This is a genomic window from Bradyrhizobium sp. B124 (genome assembly GCF_038967635.1).
GTDB lineage: Bacteria > Pseudomonadota > Alphaproteobacteria > Rhizobiales > Xanthobacteraceae > Bradyrhizobium.
Window position 1 is genome coordinate 2,041,519 of sequence record NZ_CP152413.1, and the last position, 26,304, is coordinate 2,067,822.

Consider the following 26,304-nt stretch of genomic DNA (forward strand, 5'->3'; position numbering starts at 1 on the left):
GTGGCATCCAAGTCATGCCGCGGCTTAACGCCATGTAAAAATAGCGAGCCCGTGCGTCGCCGCCAGCGATTATGACAGCTCAAACTGGCGCGATGGTTAGTTCACGTTAGAGACTATGACAGCTGCATGAATGCAGCGCGGTCGGACGTCAGCGCGCCACGACCTCGACTTCGCCATCGACGCCGTTGACGACGTTGAAGGGACGCTCGAACACCTTGCCCTCGTTCTTGGCGATCGCACGATACTCGCCTTCGGAGAGCACGACGCGCGGGAACGCGCCGATCGATTCCTTGATCACGTCGCCGCCCGGCGTGATCACCGACCATGCGGTGTTGGCGAGCGCCTCGCCGCCCTTCTCGCTGACCAGTTTGAGGGTGATCACGGCCGCGCGATGCGTGACCGTGACATCAGTCAGCTTGCCCGCTCCGACGCGAATGTCGGAGCGCACCACCGAGTTGGCGTCACCATAGTTGGAGACGATGTAGTAAGTGCCCTCCGGCAGCAGCGCGACGTCGCCGGCGGACACGTTGGGCACCAGCGGGCCACGGTCCGAGCCGTCGAACTGGCTGCCCTTGTAGATCGCGAATGAAATCTGGTTGGCCGGGATCTTGCTGGAGCCGACCCGGCCTTCGATCCGCAGGCCCCCGGCCGGCAGCACGAAGGACTCGCGGTCGGTCTCCGACTTCAGGCTGACGGCGCGGACCGCGCTGACGAGACCGAGCGCGACATGGACCACATAGTTGCCGGGCGGCAGCACGACGTTGGGCGTCGCCCCGCGCTCCTCGCGGATCAGCTTGTAGGTGCCGTTGTCATCCGGCTTGTCGGCGAACACCCGCCACACCAGCCCGGCATTGATCACCGGCAGGTCCTTGCCGTATCGCGCCGTCAGCGACAGCACCGCCTGCCCGGCGGTCGGCGAGCCGGCCGGCGGCGTCACCGGAGGCACGGTCGCGATCGACGGCTGGACGATGGTCGGCTGGGTCAGCGGACCGGGCAGAACGGGCCCCGAACCGGGTCCGGACGGCGGCGCCAAATTGAGCGCCGGGCCGGACGGTACATCCGGAACCGAGGCAGGCGGGATTGGCGGCGGCCGGTCGCTGAAGAACTGCGCCGACACCGAAGTCGGGACCAGGGCCAGCAAAAATGCCGCAAGCGTCAATAGCGGAAGGAGCCGCATGCCCCGCCCGCATCCGCCGATGCCGTTGCCCCTTGAAGTCATCACCATGCTTTTCAACGAAAACGCGGCAAATTCAAGCCTTCGTCCAATGCTTTGTCACAGTCCCGGGGGCGCCGTCCCCGGTTTGGAACCGCTCGATCAAGCCGATGTTAGTCCTATCGTCGCGGTCAAGTCACATTCCCTGCCTACCGCGGTCCACCCGGGGCATGAATCATGCCTGTGGGGAATAACCATGAAACCGGACGACGCTGGCGCAGCGATGCCGCGCGGCCTAGTCTCGCGCTGGCAGGAGATTTGCCGTGTTGGATAGCTGGATGGGCCGAGGCCAAAAGAGCTCCGACGGCCCCGACAAGGTAGGACTGGGAACGGTTCGCCGGCCGGTGATCGGGCTTGCGCTCGGCGGCGGCGCCGCACGCGGCTTTGCCCATATCGGCATCATCAAGACCCTGCTCGCCCATGGCATCGTCCCCAACGTCGTGGTCGGCACCTCGATCGGGTCAGTGGTCGGCGGCGCCTATGCGGCCGGCCATATCGACAAGCTGGAGCAGTGGGCCCGCAGCCTGCAGCCGCGCAGCGTGCTCGGCTACCTCGACATCCGCCTCAACGGCTCCGGCCTGATCGGCGGCGCCAAGCTGGCCGCCGAGATCGAGGCCGCGCTGGGCCAGGTCATGATCGAGGACCTCACGGTCAAGTTCGCCAGCGTCGCAACCGAAGTCCGCACCGGGCACGAGATCTGGCTGACCCAAGGCCGTGTGGTCGACGCGATGCGCGCCTCCTACGCTTTGCCAGGCATCTTCGCGCCGGTGCTGATCGGCGACCGTTGGTTGGTCGACGGCGCGCTGGTCAATCCGGTGCCGGTTTCGGCCGCCCGCGCCCTCGGCGCCGAGATTGTCATTGCGGCGAACCTCTCCAGCGACGTGTTCGCGCACTCGACCACGATCTACAATCACGGGCCGTCCGCCGCGCCCGAGGTGACGGTCGCGGTGACTGCCGAGGCCGAGATCGAGCCAGAACCGCCGAAGCGGCGGTTCGGCCGCTTCTTCTCCGCCGAACGGACCGTGAAGCGGGAATTTTTCGGCAGCGCCAGCCGGCCCGGAATCTCGAGCGTCATGGTCGACGCCTTCAACATCATGCAGGACCGCATCACCCGTGCGCGCCTCGCCGGCGATCCGCCCGACATGCTGATCTCGCCGCGCGTCGGCCAGATCGGCTGGTTCGACTTCCACCGCGCCGACGACCTGATCGCGCACGGCATTCGCGCGGCCGAACGCGCCATCGGAGCGATCGAGGAAGCCATCGATATCCTGGTGCCGCCGTCCAACGGCACGGGCACCACCGGGAAGTAGCGCTTAGGCGGTCTTGATGTAGTCGCGCAGCGCTTCCTGCTCGTGCTCATATTCCTGCACGCGGCGCTTGACGACGTCGCCAATCGAGATCAGCCCGACCACCTTGCCGTCCTCGACGACAGGGAGATGGCGGAACTTGCCGGTGGTCATCATCTCCATCAGGCCGCTGACGGTATCGGACTCGCGGCAACTCACGACCTTCTTGGTCATCACCGCGCTCACCGGTTCCTCCAGCACGCCCGCGCCGCGCTCTGAGAGCACGCGCACGATGTCGCGCTCCGACAGGATGCCTTCCATCCGGCCCTGCTCCATCACCAGCACGGCGCCGATCTTACGCTCGCCGAGCAGTTTGACCGCGGCCGAAAGCTTCGCGCCGGGCGCGACGCTCATGACCTGATGGCCCTTTGCATCGAGAATGGAACGTACCGTCATTGTCGTCTCCCTGAATCCGTTCGCTCCCCGCATCAGCGGGGTCGAGCCTGTTCGCCAGAGTCTTCAATCAACAGTTCCGCGCAGATTTCGGTTTCGGGGCGCGGTCGGTAGCTGGGCTCGATGTGTCGGCCCGCTTTGTTCTGTGTCGCAAAGATGATGGAGGAATTCGAACCGAGCCGCAAGCGGCGATCAGACGCGGCCGGACTGGTCCAGCGACGACGCATCCGCAGCATCATCTCGCGCACGCGGAATCGGATCGAACAGCGAGAACAGCAACAGCCCGGCGAGGAAGCCGCCGATATGCGCCTGCCAGGCGACGCTCGTGTCCTCAGCACCGAGCGACAGCGAAGTGGCGCCGAACAGGATATTGACGCCGAACCAGATCGCCAGGAACGCGAGCACCCGTCCATTGCGCAGCGCCCGCCATAGCGACAGCGCGGGCACCTTGGCGGCCGCGTCGGCATCGCCGCGGCTGAACGATAGGAAGCTGCCCTTCACAAAGGCGAAGCGCATCGCCGCCGCCATCGTCCCCGACACCGAGGCTGACGCGCCGATCATCGGCGCAATGGCGTGCTCATGGGTCAACAGATGCGCGAGCGCGCCTGCGGCCGCCGTCACCGCCATGAAGACAAAAAACCGCACCGCGCCGAAGCGCCGCGCCAGCGCGCTGCCGAACGGCAGCAGCCACAGCACGTTGAAGCCGATATGGGTGAGGTTGGCGTGCAGCAGCGAATAGGTGACGAAGGTCCAGACCTTGGCGCCGTCTCCGCCCGGGAAGGTGATGTCGAGCAGCGTCGAATCGTAGCGCTTCGGGATGAAGCCGAAGACGTCGATGGTCCAGTTTTCCATCTCCGGCGGCAGCAGCACCCGCAGATGGATCACCGCGATCAGGAGGATGTAGGCGGTGAGCGCCGGCGGCAAGGTCAGGATCGGCTCGCGCGGCGCCTCCGGCGGCGGCTCGAGCGGGGATTCGGGATGGGAGTCCAAGGGGTCGGCGACCTCGCACGCGGCTGTGCATCCCAGATAGGCGGCTTTCATACCGCTGTGCAAGTGCACAATCCCGAAATCGGACACGGGGTGTCGCGCGGCACCAGGATCAAGACAAAAGCGATCGGGACAAAGAAAAGGGAGGGCGCTGAGAACGCCCTCCCTGATCGGCTGGTCTTCTCGTGCCCCAGAGGGATCGGGAGAACATCCCCACCCCTCCCCGCACGGTGACCAAACTGTTTGACGCCACCTATGTACCAACCACGCCGGCGCTTGGGGCAGCCGGCAAACGGGAACGCGCGGACCCTACGCGCAGGTTCCACCGACGCCAAGAACATAGTTAAATTTACGTTAACAACACAAAGCTGCCGATAAGCCGCCCAAACCGCGGCCACGGCATGGACGCTGCACAGCCTTCCCTGCACAACAGAGAAGGGAAGGCGCCTGAGCAAAACCGGGACAGATGTGTCCCGCCGAGCCAGGTGCCGGGCAAGGTTCTTTATATGAAACACAGCTCCAGCCGCGAATTCTTCGCCTATTGGAATGCGAAGCGCGGCACTGCGCGTGCACCCGACCGGAGTGAATTCGAACCGTCCGCGGTGCGCGAGCTGCTGTCCGACATCTTCGTGCTGTCCTATGACGGCGAAACCCGCTTTCCGTTCCGCGTCGCCGGCACCCGCACCTCCGCCCTGCTCGGCTGCGACCTCAAGAACCGCAGCTTTTCCGCCCTTTTCACCGGCGAAAGCCGCGGCGAGATCGAAGACATCATCACCTGTGTCGTCGAAGAGACCCTGCCGGCCATCGCCGGTGTCACCGCCACGACCGAAACCGGCTCCAAGGCGCACCTTGAATTGCTGCTGCTGCCCTTCACCGCCCGCGTCCATATGCCGGCGAGCCTGACCGGCCTGCTCGCCCCGTTCGAGGACGATGTCACCCCGCTGCACGACCTCGTCCTGACCTCGTGGCGCTACCTGCATCCCCAGGAGCGGCTGGTGCCGCGGACCCTGCGCAAGCTCGCAATCGCGCGCGGCCTGATGGTCTACGAAGGACTGCGCTAGCCCCCGATGCCAGCCGCCGCCCGGCGACGGGACAGGCCACGCCGGTCGCTTGCACCGCGGGCCGCGGAACTCTATTAGCTGGTTCGCCGCCATGGCGGGGGTGATCCGCTTATTGCAGCTGCGGCCGGGCTGGGCATGTTTCGCAATTCGATCAGGCAGAAGATCGTCGGCATCGCCGCGGGACTCATCGTCCTCGCGGTGATCACCTCGCTGCTGTCGATGGTGATGGCGGGCCAGGTCGGCCATCTCCTGGATGAGCTCACCAACCGCTACATCCCCGCCTATGGTCATCTCGCCCGCGTCAACATCCGCTCGCTGGAGCGGTCTTTGGCGATGCGCCGGATGATGATGGCGAAGATGCAGGCGCCGGGGGAAGCCAGCGGCTACGACGCGGCGCGCAAGACCTTCGACGAGATCGAGCCGACGATCAAACGCGAGGCCGATGCAGCGCGCGTGCTGATCGATTCGATCATCGCCGATCCCTCGACCCCGTCGGACAACGCCGCCCTCGGGCGCCTCGATGACCGCATCGACAATGCCGTCAACGATCTCTTGATGCGCCTGAATGCCGAGAACAAGACGCTGCTCGACCAGCTCGACGCCCAGGACTTCGCGGCCGCGAAAGCGACCACGCTCCGCGCCGACGTCCTGCGCGACGACTTCAACAACAAGATCGAAGGCATTCGTACCGACATGCTGGCGCAGGTCGCTTCGGCCGCGGCGAAGGTAATGAGTGCCCAGCAGCGGGCGATCATCATCTCCGGTGTCGTGACCGCGATTGCCGCGATCCTCGGCTTCGTGTTCGCGATGCTGGTCGGCAGCGGCATCACGCGCCCGGTGATGCGGCTGCTGGAAGGCACCCGCGAGGTCGAGGCGGGCCGCCTCGACGGCACCATCGCGATCACGACCCAGGACGAGATCGGCCAGCTCTCCGCCGCCTTCAACCGCATGATCGAGACGCTGCGTCACAACCAGCGCATCCGCGAGACCTTCGGCCGCTACATCAATCCGCGGATCGCCGAGGGCCTGCTCGAGCAGCCGGCGATCGCCGCCACCGAAGGACAGCGCCGCATCATGACGGTGATGTTCTGCGACATGAAGGGCTTCACCAGCCTGAGCGAAGGCGTGACGCCGCGCGGTCTCGTCAAGATCATGAACCTGTATCTGTCGACGATGTCCGCGCCGGTCCATGCACATCGCGGCATCATCGACAAATATATCGGCGACGCCATCATGGCCTATTGGGGCGCCCCCTTCGTCGAGGAAGCCGAACAGACCCATCTGGCCGCGCTTGCCGCCATCGACATGATCGGCCAGGTCAACCAGCTGCGCAAGGATCTGCCCGAACTGCTCGGTGTGCGCGCCATCCCGGCCGATTGCGACATCCGGATCGGGATCGCCACCGGTGAAGTGCTGGTCGGCAGCATCGGCTCCGAATTCATGATGAGCTACACCGTGCTCGGTGACACCGTGAACCTCGCCTCGCGGCTGGAAGGCGCCAACAAGTTCTACGGCAGCCGCAGCCTGATCTCGGAAGCCACCGCGAGCGCCTGCGCCGCGACCATCGAGCTGCGCGAGATCGACCGCCTCGTCGCCGTCGGCCAGACCCAGCCGGTCGCTGTGTTCGAGATACTCGGCAAGAAGGATCAACTGACGCCGGCGCAGACCGAGTTGCGGCAGCGCTACGCCGATGGTCTCGCCGCCTATCGCGACCGCCGCTGGGACGACGCCGAGCAAGCTTTCACTGCCGCACTGGCTGCGGCGCCGGTCGACGGACCGTCGATCGCCATGAAGGCGCGCGTCGCAGCGTTCAGGCAAAATCCGCCGGCGGCGGATTGGGACGGCGCCTGGTACCTGGAGCAGAAGTAGCGGCGGAAGTAACGGCGGTTGTAGCCCGCATGAGCCAACGGCTCGCGCGACATGCGCGCCCGATGACGGGCTCCGCGATATGCGGAAAGAAAGATCCCGGATATCGCTTCGCTCATCCGGACTACACGCATTGACGCTGACCTGCCCTTCACACTGCCCATGTGCGACCGGCCCAATTCTAACACCGATGTTAGTTTCCACTCCGCCATTCGATGGTGCGAACAAAACATTCGGCGCACGTGCACGCGCGACGTTCGGAAGCGACAGTGCGATTGCCGCATCGGCAAACAATTTTTCAGAACGCGCGGAATGTCTCTCGCGATCGGGAGTTAGTGCTTCAGATCAATGACTGTCCACGTCTAGTCGGGAGGTGCGCATGATCAAGTCACCGATGAAGCTCGCAATGCTTACGGCATTTCTGACAGCGCCGATCATCCTGTTCCCACCGCACACTGCCCTCGCCGCCGGTGGAGGTGGTGGTGGCGGCGGAGGAGGAGCAGGCGGCGGAGACTTCTACGGGTCGAGCTACAGCACGCCTGCGCCGGCCTATCCCCAGCAGAAGGACAGAAAGACCACGCACAGGGTCAAGAAGCCGATCAAGCAATCCGGCTTCGATGATCCGGCATTCCGCGACAGCTATCGCGCGGCCTATGCGACGATCTACGAACGCAACGACTACGCCGCCGCGATCGATCAGCTGAACGCGCTCGGCCGCGATGATCATCCTGATGTCGCGAACCTGATCGGTTACTCCTATCGCAAGCTCGGCGACTACAAGCAGTCGCAGGTCTGGTACGAGCGCGCGCTGAAGGCCGATCCCAACCACGTGCTGACGTGGAACTACTACGGTCTGTGGCAGATCGAACAAGGCAACCGCGACCAGGCGCAGTATCATCTGCAGCGGATCGGCGAGATCTGCGGCACCGACTGCGAGGAGTATCGCACGCTGGCAGCCGCACTGGAGAAGCCGCCGGGTACGAACCTCGTCTACTGAGCGCACCGGCGCGGAGCCGACATGAGCGGAATACGGGATCACTAGATCCGGCCCGGACATCGCATCGCGCGTCCGGGCTGCACGCGCCGTTGGCTTCCTTCGGCGCCGTCCGCTATCGTGGGCACCCGAACCATTTGCGAGTCCGTCATGCCCGATCTGATTGACTTCGGTACGTTGCAGCTCAAATTCCTGCAGAGCAAGGAGACCACCGGCGGCAGCGTCGATCTGTTCGAGATGACGCTGCAACCGAATGCCCGGATGCCGATTCCGCACTATCACGAGAGCTGGGACGAGACGATCTACGGGCTTTCGGGCGTCTCGACCTGGCGGGTCGACGGCAAGGAGATCCACATCGGGCCCGGCGAGTCGGTGTTCATCAAGCGCGGTGTCGTGCACGGCTTCACCAACCGCTCGAACGGTCCGGCGACCTGCCTCTGCCTCCTCAGCCCCGGCGCGCTCGGACCGCAATATTTCAAGGACATGGCGGTCCTGATGGCGGGGGGTGCCCCCGATCCAGCCAGGATGAAAGAGACGATGCTGCGCTACGGCCTGGTGCCGGTCGCTTCCTGACCGCTCGACGCAAGAAGCCTGCACCGCCGGCGGCCCTGCTTAAAACCGCGTCGTGCCGAGCGGCAGGCCGAGTTTTACGCGGCCAACCAGCCCGTAGCTGATCGGGGTCATCGCGACATGCTTGATCGCGGCCTGGACGTCGCGGATCGAACGTTCCAGCGTACCGGTCTCGAAGATCGCGGCCGTGCCGGCGGCCGCCGCGATCATCTCGACGACACGCGCGGCGGTTTCGCCGGCATTGGCGCAGGCGATCCGGTGCAGCAGCCGCGCTTCAATCAGCCGCTCGCCTCCGGCCTCGCTCGCCGCCATCAGCTCCGTCATGTCCTCGACCAGCAGCGCCCGCGCGGAGCGCAGCGCCGTTTCGGCTCGGCCGACCATCGACTGGACCAGTTCACCGTCGCGCAGCTGGCCGACGCCACCGAGCCGGGGCTTCTTGCCCGCGAGCGCGATGAAGGCGTCGAGCGCGCCGCGCGCGATCCCGAGCGGCACGACCGAGACCGTCCAGGAAAACGCCGCGAGACCCGGCAGCCGGTACGGGATACCCGGCTGGGTCGGCTTGAAGTCGACCAGCGGATGGGTGTGGCTGTCAGGCACGAAACAGTCCTGCATCTCGAAGTCGCAGCTTCCGGTGGCGCGCAGTCCGGACACGAACCAGGTGTCGTGGAGGCGGACGTCGGCGCGATCGACGTAGCAGCAGATCGGCGGGCTGTCCTTGCCGTCGGGCCCCTTGACGCTCGCCAGCCCCATGAACCTGGTCGCGTGGGGCGCGCCGCTGCCGAACGGCCAGCGTCCGCTGACGCGATAGCCGCCCTCGACCTCGACCGCCGTCCCGATCGCCCCGGTGGCGCTCGCGATGAACGCCAGCGGATCGGCGAACCAGCCCCGCACCACCTCCTCCGGCAGATAGCCGCCGGCCCGGCTCATGCCGCCGCCATTACCGACCAGCCAGCCGACCGAGCCGTCGAGCGCGGCGGCCGCCTCGACGATCGTCATGAAGTCGAGCGGCGAGAATTCCGGCCCGCCCAGCGCTTTCGGCAGATACAGCCGAAACATTCCGGCCTCGGCCAGGGCGCGGACCACGGCGTCGGGAAGCCGGCGCTCCCGGTCGAAATCCGCCCGTTGCTCGGCAATCAGCGGGGCAAGCCGCTCGAGCGCGGTCAAATGGTCCGCAACGCTGGATCTGGCAGGATCTTTGGCAGGCTGGGGCATGACGCCTTCCTTTCCGAGAGCTGGCAATATCGGGAATTCAGCGCGTGGACGCGAATTTGACCATCGGGCTTGGCGTCGCAGAGGGACCGTCATCTCTTTGTCATGAATTGTGCAGACAGGTTCAGCGGACCAGTTTCGGGGACATGCATGGACTATTTCAAACGCTTCAACTTCCTGTTCGCGGCGCCGGTTTTCGAGGCCGACGACCTCGAAGGCATCCGCTTCAACCAGATCATCGCCGAAATCGAGCGCTCCGGCTTCGAGGTGGTCCGCGCCCGCAAACTGGAAGATGCCGAGATCGCGGTGCAGACCGATGCGGCGATCGGCTGCATGGTGGTCGACTGGGGCAAGAAGGGTCTCGAGGGCAAGACCGCGGCGCTGATCAATCTGATGCGCCGGCGCGGCCTCGACTTCCCGATCCTCCTGCTGATCCGCCGCAAGCGGTTCGAGGACCTGCCGGTCGAGGTGCTCGATTTCATCGACGGCTACGTGTTCCTGTCCGAGGAAACCCCGCCCTTCATCGCCAAGAACCTGATCTCCAGGCTGAAGCAATATGCCGAGAACCTGAAGACCCCGTTCTTCGGGGCGCTGGTCGACTATGCCGAGGAAGGCAACCAGCTCTGGACCTGCCCGGGCCACAATGGCGGCGTGTTCTACAGCCGCAGCCCGATCGGCCGGGTGTTCGTCGAACATCTCGGCGAGGCGGTGTTCCGCGACGACCTCGACAATTCCGTGCTCGATCTCGGCGACCTTCTCACCCATGAGGGGCCGGCGCTGCGGGCGCAAAAGGAAGCCGCCAAGATCTTCGGCGCCGAGAAGACCTATTTCGTGCTCAACGGCACCTCGACATCCAACAAGGTCGCGCTCGGCTCGCTGGTTACCGACGGCGATCTCGTGCTGTTCGACCGCAACAACCACAAGGCCGCTCATCACGGCGCGCTCCTGATCGGCGGCGGCATCCCGGTCTATGTGCCGACGGTGCGCAACGCCTGGGGCCTGATCGGCCCGATGCGCTGGGACCTGCTCGACGAGGGCGCACTGCGCGACCAGATCCGCAAGCACCCGCTGGTCAAGGACGAGAACGCCTGGAAGAAGGAGCGTCCGTTCCGCGTCGCCGTGGTCGAGCAGTGCACCTATGACGGCACCATCCACTCCGCCGAGATGATCCTCAAGCGGATCGGCCATCTCTGCGACTACATCCTGTTCGACGAGGCCTGGGCCGGCTTCATGAAGTTCCACCCGATCTATTCCGGCCGCTTCGCGATGGGGCTCGCCAATCTCGGCCCCGAGGCGCCTGGCATCATCGCCACCCAATCGACCCACAAGCAGCTCGCGAGCTTCTCGCAGGCCTCGCAGATCCACATCCGCGACCGCCACATCAAGGGCCAGAAGCGCCGGGTCGAGCACCGCCGCTTCAACGAAAGCTTCATGCAGCACGCCTCGACCTCGCCGTTCTATCCGATCTTCGCTTCGCTCGACGTCGGCGCGCAGATGATGAAGGGCCGCTCCGGCGAAGTGCTTTGGGACGACACGATCCGGCTCGGCATCGAGCTGCGCAAGAAGATCCGCGCGGTGAAGCGCGAGTTCGAGGAGAAGGAGACGCGCGCCGAGCGGCGCTGGTTCTTCGAGCCGTTCGTGCCGGACCGCGTGATGATCCCCGACGTCGCGCGCGAGAACGGCGTGCACAATGTCGCCTGGGAGACGATCTCGACCGATCAGCTCGCGACCAATCCGTCCTACTGGCAGCTCAGCCCGGGCGAAACCTGGCACGGCTTCCCGGAGCTGACCGCGGGATTTGCCATGACCGACCCGAACAAGCTCACCTTGCTGACGCCGGGGTTCGACCACGCCACCGGCGCCTATGCCGATCACGGCATCCCCGCCCCGGTCGTCGCGCAATATCTGCGCGAGAACCAGATCGTCGCCGAGAAGAACGACCTCAACTCCCTGCTCTTCCTGCTGACGCCGGGCGTCGAGGCCAGCAAGGCCGGCACGCTGGTGTCCGGGCTCGTCGCCTTCAAGAAGCTGCACGACGACAACGCGCTGGTCGAGGACGTCATCCCCGAATTCTTCCGCCGCCGCCCGCAACGCTACACCGGAGTGCGGCTGCGCGACCTCTGCGGCGACATGCACCGCTTCTTCCGCGACGGCGGCGTCAGCACGCTGCAGGCCAAGCAATTCCTGCCCGAGCATCTCCCGGAGATCGCGATGTCGCCGCGCCAGGCGGCGCAATATCTGATCCGCAACGACGTCGACTATCTGCCGATCGACCAGATCTTCGGCCGCATCGCCGCGACGCCGTTCGTGGTCTACCCGCCCGGCATCGCCACCATCGTGCCCGGCGAGCGACTGTCGGAACGCAGCAAGCCGATGATCGACTACTTGCGGATGTTCGAGGCGAGCTTCAATGCGTTCCCGGGCTTCGAGGTCGAGGTCCAGGGCATCTACAAGGAGATAGACGACGCCGGCCGGGTCCGCTTCTACACCTATGTCGTGTCCGAATAGGCCAGCGAACGCAACACAATGGAGAATGATCACAAGATCACCGTCCGACCCTCGCGCGACAGCGACGTCGATGCGATGCTGTCGATCTACCGCTATCACATCCGCCACGGCATCGAGGAGAGCGTCGACGACAGCGGCACGCCGGAGCCCGACGACCTGCGCGACCGCCGCAAGAATCTGCGCAACACCCGCCTGCCGCATCTGGTCGCGCTGTGCGAGGGCGAAGTGGTCGGCTATGCCTATGTGGTCCAGTTCCGCAAGCGTCCGGCCTATCGCTACACGGTGAAGCATTCGATCTATATTCACCACGGCTTCACCGGCAAGGGCGTCGGCGGCCGGCTGTTGCAGGAATTGATCGACACTTGCGCCGCTTCCGGCTTCCGCCAGATGATCGGCTACATCGACAGCGACAACGCCGCGTCGCTGGCGCTGCACGACCGCTTCGGCTTTGCCCGCGTCGGCCATCTGCCCGGTGTCGCCTATCGCTACGGCCGCTGGTCCGACACCGTGATGGTGCAGCGCTCGCTCGCCGCCGGCTCGACCGCCCCGCCGCCACCCGCGCCGCTGTCGCGGCGGTGATGGGTGATGGGGGCTGCGCGGCTCCCTGCCATTCGTCGTCCTGGCGAAAGCCAGGACCCATAACCACCGCATTCGGTGATGAACGGGACAGCGGCCCCAGCGTCGCACAACAATTGACATTTGGGGTAATGGGTCCTGGCTTTCGCCAGGACGACGATGAGGATGGTTCTCGATTCAAGGCCTCACACACGCGGTGTCATCACCCGCGCATGCGGGTGATCCAGTATTCCAGAGACGGCTGTGCTTGAGCCGAGAAGCCGCGGCGTACTGGATCGCCCGGTCGAGCCGGGCGATGACAGATGAGGATGCGATTCAGCCTCGCGCTCTCGCGATAAGCTGCCTAAGCGCCCTATTCCAGCGTGAACCCGACCCGCAGCGCCACCTGGTAGTGGCGGACCTTGCCGTCTTCGATATGGCCCCGGGTCTGCACCACCTCGAACCATTTCATTTCCCGGACCGTCTTCGACGCGCGGCTGACGGCGTTCTCGATCGCCGCCTCGATGCTCTTGTCCGATGATCCGACCAGTTCGAGGATCTTGTAGACGTGGTCCTTGTCGTGCGTGGTGGGCATGTCGACCTCCTTGGGTGGATGCGCGATCCGGACAATTTGCACTCCGATCCGGACAGTCCGTCGTCCGGTACGGGCTGTCGTCAAACGACGAATGCTGCGCGGCAACACACCGGTTGACTTGAATCAACGTGTTGCGGCGCCTTTGGTGCCAGCATGCATTTGGTGCCAGCCGGGCGCCTGCCCTTGTCCGCGCCATGACCTATGGTAGCATGGTTTGACCAAGTATTCGGGAGCGATACGATGTCGACAGCGTCCAGCTCACCCGCCACACCTCCTCACAGCCTCGGATCCGGGCTTGCCAACCTTCGCGCCAAGTGGGGTTGGATCGTCGCCCTTGGCGTGATCTACCTGATCGCAGGCGTGCTCGCCTTCGGCAGCGTGTTCTTTGCCACCGTCGTCAGCGTGCTGTTCGTCGGCGCGATGATGATCGTCGCCGGCGTTGCCGAGATCATCAACGCATTCCAGTTCAAGACCTGGGGCAAGTTCCTGTTCTGGCTGCTGCTCGGCGCGCTCTATGTCGTCGCGGGCTTCATCACCTTCGAGAACCCGCTGCTCGCCGCAGCGACCCTGACGCTATTCCTCGGCATCGCGCTGGTGGTCTCCGGCATCGTCCGCATCTTCCTGGCGTTCGGCATGAACTCGGCGGCGCCGTGGGGAATGGTCGCGATCTCCGGGCTGATCACGCTGGTGCTCGGGGTCATGATCCTGGCGCGCTGGCCGGTGTCGAGCCTTTACGTGCTTGGCATCTTCCTCAGCGTCGACCTGATCTGCGCCGGCGTCAGCTGGATCAGCATGGGCATGGCGCTGAAGCAGCGAGCGTGACGCGCGAATGTAGGGCGGGTTAGCGACAGCGTAACCCGCCGCAAATCTCACAGGCGGAACGATGGCGGGTTACGCTTGCGCTAACCCGCCCTGCAGTTCTCCCTGCAATGCTCAGGGCTGCGCGAGGTGCCAGGCGCCGTTGAGAAAGCCGTCGCCGGTGATGTCGCCGGCCTTCTGGTCCTTGGCGAAGGTATAGAGCGGCTTGCCCTTGTAGGCCCACTGCTTCGAGCCGTCGTCACGCGCGATGATGGTGTAGCCGCCTTCGGCCTTGTCGCTGGCTTCCGCCTTCAGCACCGGCCAGTTGGTGGCACAGGGGCCGTTGCAGGCCGATTTGCCGTCGCTGTCCTTGTCGAAGGTGTAGAGCGTCATGCCCTTGGCGTCGGTCAGGACTGAGCCCTTCGCCGTGGTGCCGGTCTTGGTCGGCGGCGCGGCAAAGGCGGCGGACGCGAGCGCAAACGAAGCGGCAGTAGCGAACGCGAGTGCGAGCGTTGTCTTCATGGTGTCTCCCTTTCGAATGCAAATGGCTTGCATGCGTAGGACGCCGGAGGACGCACCGTATTCCGTTGGCTGCGCGCGAAGAATTTTCGGCCGAGAGACGGGCGTGAGGGGAATAAAGGCGAGAGCGCGTGCCGATACCGGCCCGTAGCCCGCATGAGCAAAGCGATATGCGGGAGACTATCCCGGATATCGCTTCGCTCATCCGGGCTACAGCACTTGATGCTTACCGTCTGATCTCCTCTGCCGCGCGCACCAGCGGGCGGTCGGAGAGCTGGATCGGGCCGGAGAACGGCGTGCTCATTTCGAGGATCAGATAGATCGCGGCCGAGATCAGCGCCGCGGCGGCGATATAGGTCGAGACCACCACCGCATTGCGCGGCGCGCGAAACCCCAGCGTCGCGAACATCAGCGTCAGCCACCCGACCAGGATGCAGATCAGCGGTGACGGGAACGACCCGTCGGACTGCTCGACAAAGGTCCAGCGCTGCTGCACCGCCTGCCGATAGACCGAGCGGGCGTCGTTCCAAAGCGCAATCTTCTGCTCGTCGTTGAACTTCAGCTCGCGGAGACTGTTGCCGACCTCGTCGAGCAGATGTTCGGACACCTCGTTCGCGCGCGAGATCGGGGCATCCTTGAGCGCCTGCTCGACATAGGCGAGCAGCCGCTTGCGCGGCTCGTCGGCGCTGGGGCCGAGCGGCCGCAGGCTGCGGTCGAGCAGGATGAGGTCGGTCGCGAAGACGTGCAGGTTGCGGTCAACCGCCGCATAGGTGTTGGCCGAATTGTTCATCATCAGACCGAGCAGCAGCGACGGCATGGTGACGAACAGGGTCGCGACCAGGCGTACCGAGGTATTGGTCTCGTCGCTGCGGTGGTGCTCGCCGAGCCGGCCATGGATCGCCATGGTGGCAAGCGCGGCGCCGCCGAGCAGCATGAAGATCAGGATCGCGACGACAACTGCAACCACGGCTTGCAAGGACCTGCGAGAGAATCAGGTGCGCAGGATAGCAAGTGCCGCGCGGCGGCGCATGTCCGGTTGACTGGCCTTCCCTACGCGCTATCAGTCCGGAGCGCTTTTGGGGCGTCCGGCGCGCCCGAGGAGAGAAACAGTGCATATTGTCGACGACCGCGAGGTCAACCGCGTCCTGACCTTTCCGATCCTGATCGAAGCGATCGAGGCCGCGCACCGGCGGCCGAAGATCGCGGTCAAGGACGGCTATCTCGGCGACGACAGGGGCCAGCAGCTGGTGACCCGCAGCGCGGTCGATGCCGGCCGCTTCATGATGACCAAGCTCTACACCAGCTTCCCGGGCAACCTCGCGCACGGCAAGCTGCCGGCCGTGCAGGCGGTCTGCGTGCTGTTCGACGGCAATGACGGGCGGCCGCTGGCGGTGATGGACGCCGCCGAGATCACCCATTGGAAGACCGCCGCGGACTCCGCGCTCGGCGCCAAGCATCTGGCGCGGCCGGATGCCGCGACGCTGCTGGTGGTCGGCGCCGGCGAGATGGCGCACTGGCTGGTGCGCGGCCACCGCACGGTGCGGCCGTCTCTGAAGCGGGTGCGGATCTGGAACCGGACGGTCGAGCGCGCGCACGAGCTCGCCACGCTGCTGGAAAGCGACGGCATCGCCGCGGATGTCGTCACCGATCTCGATGCCGCGACGCGCGAGGCCGACATCATCACCACCTGCACCCGCTCGCGCGAACCGCTGGTCAAGGGCGCGAACCTGAAGCCCGGCATCCATCTCGATCTGGTCGGCGGCTTCACCCCCGAGACCCGCGAGTCCGACGACGAGGCGGCGCGGCGCTCGCGCATCTTCGTCGACCGAAGGGAATCCGCCTTCGACGGCGTCGGCGACATTCTGGCGCCGATCGCGAGCGGCGCGATCAAGGAAAGCGACGTGCTCGGCGATCACTATGATCTCGCAACCGGCAAGGTCAAAGGCCGCCTGTCCGCCGACGACATCACCTTCTTCAAGAACGCCGGCGGCGGGCATCTCGATCTGATGACCTGCGAGGCGGTGCTTGCGCAGTTGGGGAAGAAGTTAGGGTGACGGCGAAAACGTAGGGCGGGTTAGGCGAAGCCGTAACCCGCCGCGCCGCAGCGCATGGAAAGACGGCGGATTACGCCTTCGGCTAATCCGCCCTACACCCTACGTCTCCCGCAACCAGACCTCGCCGATCGAATGGTCGGAGCGCTTGCGCAGTACGATGTCGGCCCGCGTCCGCGTCGGCAAGATGTTCTCCCTGAGATTGGCGCGATGATGCTCGCGCCACAGCCGCTCCGCGACCTCGCGCGCGTCGCCGGGCGGCAGGTCCCTGTAATGGTGGAAATAGGAGGCGGGGTTTCGGAACGCGGTCGGCTGCAGCCTGAGGAAGCGCTCGACATACCAGGATTGGATGTCGGCCTCATCGGCATCGAGGTAGATCGAGAAGTCGAAGAAATCCGAGACCACCACCGGCGCCGTGCCGCGTGCCAGCAGCACGTTGAGGCCCTCGAACACCAGGATGTCCGGCTGCTGGATGACCTGCCGTTCCGACGGCACGATGTCGCCGATCAGGTGCGAGTAGACCGGCAGCTCGAGCTCACCTTCACCCGCCTTGGCTGCCGCGAGAAACCGCAGCATCCGCGGCAGATCGTAGCTCTCGGGAAAGCCTTTGCGCCGCATCAGGCCGCGCTCTTCCAGAACAGCGTTGGAATGCAGGAAGCCGTCGGTCGTCACCAGCTCGACGTGCGGGTGGTCTGCCCAGCCGACCAGCAGCGCACACAGCACACGGGCAAAGGTGCTCTTGCCGACGCCGACACTCCCGGCCAACGCGACGATGTAGGGCGATGGGCGGGCCGGCCGGCCGAGAAACTCCGCCTTGACCTGCATCAGATTGCGGGCCGCCGAGAAATGCAGGTTCAACAGGCGCGTCAGCGGCAGATACACGTCGCTGACTTCGGCGGACGTAATCGGCCCGTTCAAGCCGCGTAGCGCCGTGAGATCGGCATCCGACAGTGTCAGCGACGTGCTGGAGCGCAATGCCGCCCAGTCGCCGCGGCCGAACATCATGTAGGCGGAGAGCTCGTCGGGGTGGGTCATTCTCATCCGTTCACGGTGAGCCTGATGCATCCGATCGATCTTGCCGAGGTGAAGCCAGCGGCGTCAATGGCCCTGCGCCGGAGGCTTGATGGCAAACGAGTAGCCCGCATGAGCGAAGCGATATGCGGGAAGGTCTCTCCCCGGATATCGCTTCGCTCATCCGGGCTACAAGGTGACTGTCTCGGCCAGAATCGTAGGGCGGGTTAGCGCAAGCGTAACCCGCCGCATCTCGATGCACGGAAGGACGGCGGATTACGCCTTCGGCTAATCCGCCCTACACAATCACTCCGCGGCTTGCTGCGCCGGTGCGTCCAGTGCCGCCGAGACCTTCGGCGGCGACATCGGCAGGCTGTAGAAGCGCTTGCCGAGGGCGTTGTGGACGGCATTGGCGACCGCGGCCATGACGGGGACCAGCGGCACCTCGCCGACACCCTTGACGCCCTGCGGATGCTTCGGGTTCGGCACCTCGACCAGCGCGCAGTCGAGCATCGGGAGGTCGGAGCAGACCGGCATCCGGTAATCGAGGAAGCCCGGATTATCGACCTTGCCGTCCTTGTTGTAGATGTACTCCTCGTTCAGCGCCCAGCCGATGCCCTGCGCGACGCCGCCTTGCAGCTGGCCTTCGACATAGCTCGGATGCACGGCGCGGCCGACATCCTGCACGGCGGTGTAGCGGATCACGCGCACGATCCCGAGATCGACGTCGACCTCGACGTCGCAGATATGCGTGCCGAAGCCGCCCTCGGCGCCCTGGGTGTTGAGCTGCACGCTGGCGCCGATCGGGCCGCCCTGCGACGGCGCCTTTTCGGCAAGGTCCGCGAGCGTCAACGGCTCGAACTGGCCGGCATTCGGGCTCACCGGATGCGCGGCGCCGTTCTCCCATTTCACCGCTTCAGGGTCGATCTCCCAGATCTTCGCCGCGCGCTCGCGCAAGGTGGCGATCACCTTGTCGGCCGCCTGCGTCACCACCATCGAGGAGGCGAACAGCACGCGGCTGCCGCCGGTGAGGTTGGAGAAGCCGACCGTCTGGGTGTCACCGATGATGACCGAGATCCGCTTGTAGTCGATGCCGAGCAGCTCGGCGCAGATGTTGGCGATGCCGGCGCGCGAGCCGCCGATATCTGGATGCCCTGTGGTGACGACGACATTGCCGTCCTCGGTGATGTTGACCTGCGCGGAGGATTCGCCACCGGCGTTGAACCAGAAGCCGGAGGCAACGCCCCTGCCCTGATATTTGCCGAGCGGCGCGGCGTAATGCGGATGGTTCTTGGCGGCCTCCAGCGTCTCGATATAGCCGATGCGCGGAAACACCGGGCCGTGCGCGGCCTTGGTGCCTTCCTTGGCCGCATTCTTCAGCCGCAGCGCCAACGGATCGATCTTGAGGCGTTCTGCGAGCTCGTCGAGCACGCATTCCACCGCATAGGCGCCGATCGGCGCGCCGGGTGCGCGATAGGCCGCGACCTTGGAGCGGTTGGAGCAGACGTCAAAGCCTTCCGACAGCACATGCGGAATGTCGTAGGGCGCAAAGCTGCATCCGACCGCACCGCGGATCGGCGAGCCCGGGAAGGCGCCGGCCTGCAGGTAGAAGCTGCCATGGGCGGCGACGATGGTGCCGTCCTTCTTGGCGCCGATCTTCACCGTGCTCTTCGAGCCCGAGGTCGGCCCGGTGGCGCGCATCACCTCCTCGCGGGTCATCACCATCTTGACCGGGCGGCCGGATTTCTTGGCGAGCAAGGTCGCAAGCGGTTCGAGATAGACGATGGTCTTGCCGCCGAAGCCGCCGCCGATCTCGGCGGGAATCGCGCGGATGTCGCTCTGCGGGATGCCTGTGAGCATCGAGGTCATCGCGCGCACCATGAACTGGCCCTGGCTCGACGACCAGATCGTGGTCTTGCCGTCGGCCGCGACCGAGATCAGGCAGGCATGCGGCTCGATGTAGCCCTGGTGCACCGGTCGCGTGGTGAAGGAGCGCTCAACGACGATGTCGGCGTCCTTGAAGCCTTGCGCGATGTCGCCCTTCTTGGATTCGATGCGGCCCATGATGTTCGAGGGCTTGCCGTCGAATCTGTTGAACTCGTGCAGGATCGGCGCGTCAGGCCTCAAGGCGTCGTCGATCTCGATCGCCCAGGGCAGCACCTCGTAGTCGACCTCGATCAGCTTGCAGGCTTCCGCGGCGATCGCCTCCGTGGTCGCGGCGACGGCGGCGACGGGATGGCCGGGGAACAGCGCCTTGTCGCGCGCCATCACGTTGCGGCACATCCAGCGCATGTCCTGGATGCCGAGCATCACGGCGCCCTTCTCGATCGTGAAGTCGACGATGTCACGCGAAGTGACCACCGCTTTCACGCCGGGCAGCGCCTCGGCCTTGGTGGTGTTGATCGACTTGATGCGGGCATGCGGATGCGGGCTGCGCAACACCTTGCCCCAGATCATGCCGGGCATGGTGGTGTCGGCGGCGAACGCCGCGCGGCCGGTCACCTTGTCGACGCCATCGGGCCTGATGGTGCGCTGACCGATCCATTTGTTGTTGACGACGTTCATGGCCGCATCTCCCGCATTTCGGCGGCGGTCTCCATCACCGCGCGGACGATCTTGTCGTAACCGGTGCACCGGCAGAGATTGCCGGCGAGCCAGAAGCGGACTTCCTCTTCGGTCGGATTTGAGTTCTTGGCGAGCAGCGCCTCGGAGGCGACCAGCATGCCCGAGGTGCAGATGCCGCACTGAAGCGCGGCATGCTCGAGGAACTTCTGCTGCAAGGGATGCAGCCTGTCGCCCGTGGCCATGCCCTCGATGGTCCGGATCTCGTGGCCCTCGGCCTCGGCCGCGAGCATCAGGCAGGAACAGATCAGGCTGCCGTCGAGCGTGATCGAACAGGCGCCGCAATCGCCGGAGGCGCAGCCCTCCTTGGAGCCGGTCAAGCCCAATTGTCCGCGCAAGGCGTCGAGCATGGTCTCATACGGCTCGCACAGGAATTCGACCGGCTCGCCGTTGACCGAGGTGGTGACGTGCAGTTTCGGCATGGTGCTAGTGTCCTCCGGCGCGCTGGGCGGCGATCGCGGCGGTGCGCTTGAGCAGCACGCCGGCGGTCTTTGTCCTGTAAGCAATGGTGCCGCGCTTGTCGTCGATCGGACGGCAGGCGGCGCGGCATGCCGCAGCAGCCGCCTCCAACGCGGCGTCCTCGAGCTCCGAGCCGATCAGCGCCTTTGCCGCCGGTTCAACCAGCAGCGCGGTCGGCGCCACCGCGCCGAGGCCGACGCGAGCCGCGGTGCAGACGCCGTCCTTCAAGGTCAGGCTGACGCCGATGCCGACCACCGCGATGTCCATCTCGGTGCGCGGGATCATCCGCAAGTAAGCGTCGCCCGAGCCTTTGGGCCGCGGCGGCAAGGTGAAGCTGACGAGGATCTCGCCCGGCTTGAGGTTGGTCCGTCCCGGTCCGGCCGGCACATCCTCGACCTTGAGCTCGCGGCGGCCGTTCGGGCCCTGCACGGTGACGACGGCGCCCGCCGCGATCATCGCCGGCACGCTGTCGCCGGCCGGCGAGCCGTTGCAGAGATTGCCGCCGGCGGAAGCGCGGCCCTGCACCTGCTTGGAGCCGATCAGGTTCACCGCCTCGAGCACGCCGGGCCAAACCTTGCCGAAGCGTGCGTGGTCGGCGAGCTCCATGCCGGAGACGGCAGCGCCGACGCGGAAACCGCCATTGGCGGTTTCGGTGATCTCGGTCATCTCGCCGATCTTCTTGATGTCGACGATCAATCCCGGCCGCACCAGGCCGGAGCGCATTTGCACCAATAAGTCGGTACCCCCTGCCATAATGCGGGCGGCACTCCCGGCGGCAGCAAATGCGCCGATCGCTTCATCAAGCGTGCGCGGTGCTACGTATCGGATATCGGTCATGACGGTTCTTCTGGTCTCCCTCGGCTGCTTGTTCCCTCAGGGATGTGCGGGATATGGCCTTATCGCTGGCCGGCAGACCGCAAGCCTACACGGCGGATCGCCGTCCGAACAGCCTGCGAGGTGCGGCAGGAAGCGCAGGCTCCTATGCAGGATGCGCGCTTGCGCGGTGCCGGCGGTGGCGCGCGACGCGGCCGCGGTCATCGAACGTTCACGTCACGGTCCACGCGAACCCGCCGCCGAAATCCTGAGATTGGCGGCATGGCCCTTGCTTGCTTTGCGTCACGGATTGGTGAAGCATGCAGGCCGCTGCGGCCTACGTGCCGGCGCAACGACAAAATCGGGGGACGGCGAATGGTCGATGTTTCGCGCAGAACGCTCCTCAAGCTCGCGGCCAGCGTGCCGCCGGCGATGGCGGCCCCGGCTATCCTCTCATCGAGAGCCATCGCCGCCGGCAAGGGCAAGACCATCTCGGCGGTGATGCACTCGGACCTACGCATCATCGATCCCGGTTTCACCACCGCCTACATCACCCGCGACCATGGCTACATGGTCTACGACACGCTGCTCGGCATCGATTCAAGCTTCAAGGTCCGGCCGCAGATGGCGGACTGGACGATCTCCGACGACAAGCTGACCTACACCTTCACACTGCGCGACGGCCTGAAATGGCATGACGGCGCGCCGGTCACGGCGGAGGACTGCATCGCCTCGCTGAAGCGCTGGACCGTCGTCGACGGCATGGCGCAGAAGCTGGCCGAATTCACCGCCTCCCTCGAGGCCGGCGGACCGAAGACGATCGTGCTCAAGCTCAAGGAGCCGTACGGCCTGGTGCTGGAGTCGCTGGCAAAGCCCTCCTCCTACGTCGCCTTCATGATGCCGAAGCGGCTCGCGGAGACGCCACCGGGCAAGCAGATCGCCGAGCAGATCGGTTGCGGGCCGTTCAAGTTCGTGCAGGCCGAATTCCAGCCGGGCGTGAAGGCGGTCTATGAACGGAACGCCGACTATTTGCCGCGCAAGGAAAAGCCGGATTGGCTGTCGGGCGGCAAGGTCGCGAAGGTCGATCGCGTCGAATGGATCACGATGCCCGACGCGCAGACCGCGATCAACGCGCTGCAATCCGGCGACATCGACTTCCTGGAACAGCCCTCGATCGACCTGGTGCCGGTGCTCGAAGCCAATTCCGATCTCACCGTGGCCGTGCTGAACAAGTTCGGCTTCCAGATCGAGGGCCGGATGAACTTCCTGCACCCGCCGTTCGACAATCCCAAGATCCGGCGCGCGGCATTCCTGGCGATGAACCAGAAGGACGTGCTCGACGCCACCGTCGGCAACGCAAAGTACTACGAGATCTGCGGCTCCTATTTCGCCTGCGACACGCCGCTCGCCAGCGACGCCGGCGCGGAGACGCTGATCAAGGGCAACGGCATGGCCGAGGCGAAGAAGGCGCTGGCCGCCTCGGGCTATGACGGCACGCCCGTCGTGATCATGATCCCCGGCGACGTGCAGACGCTGAAGGGGCCGCCGACCGTCGCGGCGCAGCTGTTGCGCGCGGCCGGCTTCAATGTCGATGCGCAGGTGACCGACTGGCAGACCGTGGTGAGCCGCCGCGCCAGCCAGAAGCCGCCCAAGGAAGGCGGCTGGAACCTGTTCTTCACCTTCACGGGCGCCACCGAGGTGATGAACCCGATCGTCAACAACCAGATCGCCGCCAACGGCAAGCGGGCCTGGTTCGGCTGGCCCGAGGACGGCAAGCTCGAGCAGATGCGCGACGCCTACGCCCGCGCCACCTCACCTGAAGAGCAGAAGAAGCTCGCGGTGGAGATCCAGAAGCAAGCCTACGAGCAGGTGATCTATGTCCCGCTCGGCCAGTTCCGCTTGCCGAGCGCCTGGCGCAAATCGCTCACCGGCGTGCTGGAAGGCCCGGCGCCGCCGGTGTTCTGGAACGTCGACAAGACCGAATAGGATCGGCGGCGCGATCTTTGCGCCGCAGATCATCGTTCGGTTAGCCGCAGCACGCAGGCAGGTTGATCGGCTTTCTCCACAACCTGGCTCGCGGAGCGAGCCTCCACCCCGGGCCGCCCCGCTGCGCGCCGCTAAAATATCGAAAACAACCCCATGCAAAGTAGCCGACGGCCGCCACCGGGCAACTTGACACGTCGGGCAAATCACCAATATATTTCTAATATTCCGAATTCATGCAAATGCCCCCTCCCCCGCAAGCGCAGGGCTATCGCATATGCGCTCGATCCCTCCACAAACTCGTCATGCCCGGCCTTGTGCCGGGCATCCACGTCTTGGTTTCCGCGTGAAACAAGACGTGGATGGCCGGGACAAGCCCGGCCATGACGATGTGGAAATAGCAGCGCCAAGCTTTCGCTGCCATATGCGATTGCCCCTCCCCCGCAAGCGGGAGAGGGAGCGCACTTCCCTGCTATTCGATTTCGCCTGAGTATCGCCGCCTCACTGGCCGTTGGTGCGGCGCGCGGCCTTCGGTGCCTCGCCCTTCAGCTTCTCCAATGCGCCGGGCATCATCTGCCCGAACATCGAGCTCAGCATCGCGGTCGGGATCAGGCCCGCGCTGTTGCCCTCCTGCCCCTGCCCGCCCGACATCAGGAATTGCGGCACCAGCGGCTGGTTGATCCGCGTCAGCGCATCGGCGAACTTCGCGAAGTTCTGCTCGGCAAGGCGATACTCCGGCCCGCCATAGGCATCGACCGACAACTTGGTCGCCTGCGCGTTGGCGGTACCGACCGCCAGCACCCGGTCGGCCTCGCCCTGGCCTTCGAGCCGCGACTGCTCGCCGACCGCCGCTGCCGTCACCTTGCGGGTCTCGGCATCCTTCTGCGCACGGGCGAGCGCAGCCGCGCCCTCGTTCTCGTTGACCTTGACCTGGATCAGCGACTGCGTGAGTGCGGTCTGCGCCGCCGCCGTCGCCTTGGCTTCGTTGAGCGCGCGCTCCTGCACCGCGGCCTTCTCCTGCTCCTGATAGGTCTCGATCTGCTCGCGCGCGATCTGGCGCGAGCGGAGCTGGATCAGGATGTTCTCGATGGTGTGGTCGTTCACGGCCGCGCGCGGCGTGCCGATCAACACCTCCTGTAGGTCGAGCGAATAGCCCTCGAACTTCGCTTTCATCACCTGCGCCGATTCCTCCTGGATCGCGGCGCGGTTCTGCAACAGCTCGATCAGCGTCATCTTCTGCGCGATGTTCTTGAAGAACGCGCTGACCATCGGGTCGAGCGTCTGCTCGACCAGCTTCTTCACGTCGCCGAAGCGCTGGATGATCATCGGCGCCTTCTTGTAGTCGATATGCATCACCACCGAGAGCGGCAACGTCGGCTCGAACGCGTCCTTGGTGATCAGCGAGATCTCCGACAGGTTCTCGTCGAGCTTCATCGAACCGACCTCACCGCGTACCCATTTCAGGATGAAGTTGACGGTCGGGATCACCTCGATCTTGCCGGCATAGGTGTTGAAGGCGTACTTGCCGGGCAGCAGCGGGTCCTTCCAGACGCCGCGGCCGCCGTTGAGCACCAGCTCGCCATGGCGATACTGCTCGCCCGAGACATCGTCGGTGCGCGGGCCGGTGTAGAAGATGACGACGCCGACATTACCGACCGGGATCACCGTCTTCGGCACCGCCTCGACGGTCGCGAACAGGCGGTTGATGTACCAGGTGCCCTCGACGATGACCTGGAGCTGGCGGCCCCGATAACCGCCGGCGCGCAGGAATTTCTCGGGCTCCTGGAAATTGTTGTGGAAGGTCGCCGCGTCGCGCAGTTCGATGCCGACTTCGGGCGCGATGATCTCGCCCGGAGGCAGCGACGGGCCGTCATGCACGGTGACGATGCCGACCAGATCGTGATCCGCCGCCAGCACGACCGGCGCAAAGCCCCAACGCTCGGTGATCGTGAGTTGCATGCTCTCCAGCACGCCGCGTTCCCGCTCGCTGAGCGCATGGCCATAGACACGCTCGTCGGTGATGACGGCGAACTGCGTGGTGTTGATCGCATAGGTGCCTTCGCGCAAGATCTTGCGCTGCGGTCCCTTCTGGCCGCCGCCGAGCAGGAAGCGGCGCGCGTCCTGGAAGTCCGACTTGTCTTCGCTGTCGTTGGCGCCGAGCACCTGCGAAGGCTCCAGCGGCGCGCCGTCGCGCGCGAACACATAGGCGATCTTGCCCTGGCCGACGGTCACGAGGTCCGAGCGGTGGATCCGGTACATGAAGGGAAACATCACGTGCAGGCCGCCGCGCAGCACCTCCGGCTCGTAGCCGGCCTCGCCGTTCAGCGCGATGAAGCCGCCGTCGATCGAGCCCTTGATCGCCCACAGCTTCTCGACGATGCCGACCTGGTTGTTGGGAATGTAGCGAAATACGTTCGATATGCGCAGCAGGATCACACACGCGACCGCTGCAGCGATCCAAATGGCAGGCTGGGTTAAACCTGAACCATTAAGAAAACCGAGGAAGTCCATAGTCCATCTCCACAATTCGCAACTGGGCGGTTTGGGAGCCCAAACCTGCACCCAAGAATTGCGATGCGGAGATGTGATGCGAGGGCTAGGTGGCGCAAGGCGTGAACATTATTCGCACCGCCAATCTTTTTTTGATGACAGCATGAACCGCTGGACTGATCGCGCGACATCGATCGGCGCGAACGGCGTGCTGCGATTGCACATCATTCGCAGCGGCGCGCTTGACGCGGCGTTGGCGCG

General features: G+C 65.3%; 22 protein-coding genes. 10 read left to right on the forward strand and 12 right to left on the reverse strand.

From position 1 onward, the window contains the following. Positions 1–148: 148 nt before the first annotated feature. Positions 149–1,219, reverse strand: coding sequence for a hypothetical protein (locus AAFG13_RS09835; protein ID WP_212309838.1), 1,071 nt, complete (start codon positions 1,217–1,219; stop codon positions 149–151). Positions 1,220–1,476: 257 nt separating this feature from the next. Between AAFG13_RS09835 and AAFG13_RS09840 the strand changes: the two genes are divergently transcribed. Continuing rightward, positions 1,477–2,523, forward strand: coding sequence for a patatin-like phospholipase family protein (locus tag AAFG13_RS09840; RefSeq protein ID WP_212309839.1), 1,047 nt, complete (start codon positions 1,477–1,479; stop codon positions 2,521–2,523). 3 nt (positions 2,524–2,526) lie between these two features. On the opposite strand, the gene AAFG13_RS09845 is transcribed toward AAFG13_RS09840, so the two are convergent. Together AAFG13_RS09845 and AAFG13_RS09850 are read right to left on the reverse strand one after the other, a co-directional pair. Next, on the reverse strand, positions 2,527–2,955 hold the full coding sequence (locus AAFG13_RS09845; RefSeq protein WP_092115142.1) for a CBS domain-containing protein: 429 nt from the start codon (positions 2,953–2,955) through the stop codon (positions 2,527–2,529). A gap of 189 nt (positions 2,956–3,144) precedes the next feature. Further along, positions 3,145–3,942, reverse strand: coding sequence for a rhomboid family intramembrane serine protease (locus AAFG13_RS09850; RefSeq protein ID WP_342711891.1), 798 nt, complete (start codon positions 3,940–3,942; stop codon positions 3,145–3,147). Positions 3,943–4,445: 503 nt separating this feature from the next. On the opposite strand from AAFG13_RS09850, the gene AAFG13_RS09855 reads away from it, so the two are divergent. The 4 genes from AAFG13_RS09855 (at position 4,446) to AAFG13_RS09870 (ending at position 8,433) form a co-directional block, all read left to right on the forward strand. Continuing rightward, complete coding sequence (locus AAFG13_RS09855; protein WP_212310732.1) at positions 4,446–5,000, forward strand: PAS domain-containing protein; 555 nt, start codon at positions 4,446–4,448, stop codon at positions 4,998–5,000. Positions 5,001–5,135: 135 nt separating this feature from the next. Then, the gene (locus tag AAFG13_RS09860; protein ID WP_342711892.1) at positions 5,136–6,869 is read left to right on the forward strand and encodes an adenylate/guanylate cyclase domain-containing protein; all 1,734 of its coding nucleotides are present in this window, start codon (positions 5,136–5,138) and stop codon (positions 6,867–6,869) included. 403 nt (positions 6,870–7,272) lie between these two features. Beyond that, positions 7,273–7,863 carry a tetratricopeptide repeat protein gene (locus AAFG13_RS09865; protein ID WP_342713575.1) on the forward strand — a complete coding sequence of 197 codons (591 nt, stop codon included), beginning with the start codon at positions 7,273–7,275 and terminating at the stop codon, positions 7,861–7,863. Positions 7,864–8,010: 147 nt separating this feature from the next. Continuing rightward, positions 8,011–8,433 (forward strand): cupin domain-containing protein, encoded by a 423-nt coding sequence (locus AAFG13_RS09870; RefSeq protein WP_342711893.1) that lies wholly within the window; start codon positions 8,011–8,013, stop codon positions 8,431–8,433. Between the two features lie 39 nt (positions 8,434–8,472). Here AAFG13_RS09870 and AAFG13_RS09875 read toward each other — a convergent pair whose 3' ends face one another. Continuing rightward, a complete protein-coding gene (locus AAFG13_RS09875) occupies positions 8,473–9,642 on the reverse strand; it encodes an acyl-CoA dehydrogenase family protein (protein WP_212309844.1) in 1,170 nt (389 codons plus the stop codon). 147 nt (positions 9,643–9,789) lie between these two features. On the opposite strand from AAFG13_RS09875, the gene AAFG13_RS09880 reads away from it, so the two are divergent. Continuing rightward, positions 9,790–12,147: an Orn/Lys/Arg decarboxylase N-terminal domain-containing protein gene (locus AAFG13_RS09880; protein WP_212309845.1), complete on the forward strand. Its 2,358-nt coding sequence runs from the start codon at positions 9,790–9,792 to the stop codon at positions 12,145–12,147. Positions 12,148–12,165: 18 nt separating this feature from the next. Further along, complete coding sequence (locus AAFG13_RS09885) at positions 12,166–12,726, forward strand: N-acetyltransferase family protein (protein ID WP_342711894.1); 561 nt, start codon at positions 12,166–12,168, stop codon at positions 12,724–12,726. A 349-nt stretch (positions 12,727–13,075) separates the two neighbouring features. Here AAFG13_RS09885 and AAFG13_RS09890 read toward each other — a convergent pair whose 3' ends face one another. Then, positions 13,076–13,297, reverse strand: a complete 222-nt coding sequence (locus AAFG13_RS09890; protein WP_212309847.1) for a dodecin — start codon at positions 13,295–13,297, stop codon at positions 13,076–13,078. Between the two features lie 240 nt (positions 13,298–13,537). Between AAFG13_RS09890 and AAFG13_RS09895 the strand changes: the two genes are divergently transcribed. Then, entirely contained in the window at positions 13,538–14,119 is a 582-nt protein-coding gene (locus AAFG13_RS09895) for an HdeD family acid-resistance protein (protein WP_212309848.1), read from the forward strand. A 111-nt stretch (positions 14,120–14,230) separates the two neighbouring features. On the opposite strand, the gene AAFG13_RS09900 is transcribed toward AAFG13_RS09895, so the two are convergent. Then, positions 14,231–14,617, reverse strand: coding sequence for a hypothetical protein (locus AAFG13_RS09900; protein WP_212309849.1), 387 nt, complete (start codon positions 14,615–14,617; stop codon positions 14,231–14,233). A 223-nt stretch (positions 14,618–14,840) separates the two neighbouring features. Beyond that, entirely contained in the window at positions 14,841–15,581 is a 741-nt protein-coding gene (locus AAFG13_RS09905; RefSeq protein ID WP_342711895.1) for a hypothetical protein, read from the reverse strand. Positions 15,582–15,723: 142 nt separating this feature from the next. On the opposite strand from AAFG13_RS09905, the gene AAFG13_RS09910 reads away from it, so the two are divergent. After that, positions 15,724–16,668 carry a dehydrogenase gene (locus tag AAFG13_RS09910; protein ID WP_342711896.1) on the forward strand — a complete coding sequence of 315 codons (945 nt, stop codon included), beginning with the start codon at positions 15,724–15,726 and terminating at the stop codon, positions 16,666–16,668. A 99-nt stretch (positions 16,669–16,767) separates the two neighbouring features. Here the strand turns inward: AAFG13_RS09910 and coaA are convergent, their stop codons facing one another. From coaA to AAFG13_RS09930, 4 genes are all read right to left on the reverse strand, one after another. After that, a complete protein-coding gene (gene coaA / locus AAFG13_RS09915) occupies positions 16,768–17,700 on the reverse strand; it encodes a type I pantothenate kinase (RefSeq protein ID WP_342711897.1) in 933 nt (310 codons plus the stop codon). Positions 17,701–17,982: 282 nt separating this feature from the next. Next, positions 17,983–20,241 (reverse strand): xanthine dehydrogenase family protein molybdopterin-binding subunit, encoded by a 2,259-nt coding sequence (locus AAFG13_RS09920; RefSeq protein WP_342711898.1) that lies wholly within the window; start codon positions 20,239–20,241, stop codon positions 17,983–17,985. Continuing rightward, a complete protein-coding gene (locus tag AAFG13_RS09925) occupies positions 20,238–20,720 on the reverse strand; it encodes a (2Fe-2S)-binding protein (RefSeq protein ID WP_212309855.1) in 483 nt (160 codons plus the stop codon). Before AAFG13_RS09925 ends, AAFG13_RS09920 begins: the two co-directional genes overlap by 4 nt. A gap of 4 nt (positions 20,721–20,724) precedes the next feature. Beyond that, a complete protein-coding gene (locus AAFG13_RS09930) occupies positions 20,725–21,585 on the reverse strand; it encodes a xanthine dehydrogenase family protein subunit M (protein ID WP_212310733.1) in 861 nt (286 codons plus the stop codon). Between the two features lie 417 nt (positions 21,586–22,002). On the opposite strand from AAFG13_RS09930, the gene AAFG13_RS09935 reads away from it, so the two are divergent. Further along, entirely contained in the window at positions 22,003–23,556 is a 1,554-nt protein-coding gene (locus AAFG13_RS09935; RefSeq protein WP_342713576.1) for an ABC transporter substrate-binding protein, read from the forward strand. 498 nt (positions 23,557–24,054) lie between these two features. Here the strand turns inward: AAFG13_RS09935 and AAFG13_RS09940 are convergent, their stop codons facing one another. Further along, positions 24,055–26,064, reverse strand: a complete 2,010-nt coding sequence (locus AAFG13_RS09940) for an SPFH domain-containing protein (RefSeq protein WP_342711899.1) — start codon at positions 26,062–26,064, stop codon at positions 24,055–24,057. Positions 26,065–26,304: the final 240 nt, after the last annotated feature.

Bases quoted from the DNA above. Each gene is read 5' to 3' on its own strand.
- AAFG13_RS09835 (WP_212309838.1), bottom strand. From the start codon at position 1,219: ATGACTTCAAGGGGCAACGGCATCGGCGGATGCGGGCGGGGCATGCGG.
- AAFG13_RS09845 (WP_092115142.1), bottom strand. From the start codon at position 2,955: ATGACGGTACGTTCCATTCTCGATGCAAAGGGCCATCAGGTCATGAGC.
- AAFG13_RS09855 (WP_212310732.1), top strand. From the start codon at position 4,446: ATGAAACACAGCTCCAGCCGCGAATTCTTCGCCTATTGGAATGCGAAG.
- AAFG13_RS09860 (WP_342711892.1), top strand. From the start codon at position 5,136: ATGTTTCGCAATTCGATCAGGCAGAAGATCGTCGGCATCGCCGCGGGA.
- AAFG13_RS09865 (WP_342713575.1), top strand. From the start codon at position 7,273: ATGCTTACGGCATTTCTGACAGCGCCGATCATCCTGTTCCCACCGCAC.
- AAFG13_RS09870 (WP_342711893.1), top strand. From the start codon at position 8,011: ATGCCCGATCTGATTGACTTCGGTACGTTGCAGCTCAAATTCCTGCAG.
- AAFG13_RS09875 (WP_212309844.1), bottom strand. From the start codon at position 9,642: ATGCCCCAGCCTGCCAAAGATCCTGCCAGATCCAGCGTTGCGGACCAT.
- AAFG13_RS09880 (WP_212309845.1), top strand. From the start codon at position 9,790: ATGGACTATTTCAAACGCTTCAACTTCCTGTTCGCGGCGCCGGTTTTC.
- AAFG13_RS09885 (WP_342711894.1), top strand. From the start codon at position 12,166: ATGGAGAATGATCACAAGATCACCGTCCGACCCTCGCGCGACAGCGAC.
- AAFG13_RS09890 (WP_212309847.1), bottom strand. From the start codon at position 13,297: ATGCCCACCACGCACGACAAGGACCACGTCTACAAGATCCTCGAACTG.
- AAFG13_RS09895 (WP_212309848.1), top strand. From the start codon at position 13,538: ATGTCGACAGCGTCCAGCTCACCCGCCACACCTCCTCACAGCCTCGGA.
- AAFG13_RS09900 (WP_212309849.1), bottom strand. From the start codon at position 14,617: ATGAAGACAACGCTCGCACTCGCGTTCGCTACTGCCGCTTCGTTTGCG.
- coaA (WP_342711897.1), bottom strand. From the start codon at position 17,700: ATGACCCACCCCGACGAGCTCTCCGCCTACATGATGTTCGGCCGCGGC.
- AAFG13_RS09920 (WP_342711898.1), bottom strand. From the start codon at position 20,241: ATGAACGTCGTCAACAACAAATGGATCGGTCAGCGCACCATCAGGCCC.
- AAFG13_RS09925 (WP_212309855.1), bottom strand. From the start codon at position 20,720: ATGCCGAAACTGCACGTCACCACCTCGGTCAACGGCGAGCCGGTCGAA.
- AAFG13_RS09935 (WP_342713576.1), top strand. From the start codon at position 22,003: ATGGCGGCCCCGGCTATCCTCTCATCGAGAGCCATCGCCGCCGGCAAG.
- AAFG13_RS09940 (WP_342711899.1), bottom strand. From the start codon at position 26,064: ATGGACTTCCTCGGTTTTCTTAATGGTTCAGGTTTAACCCAGCCTGCC.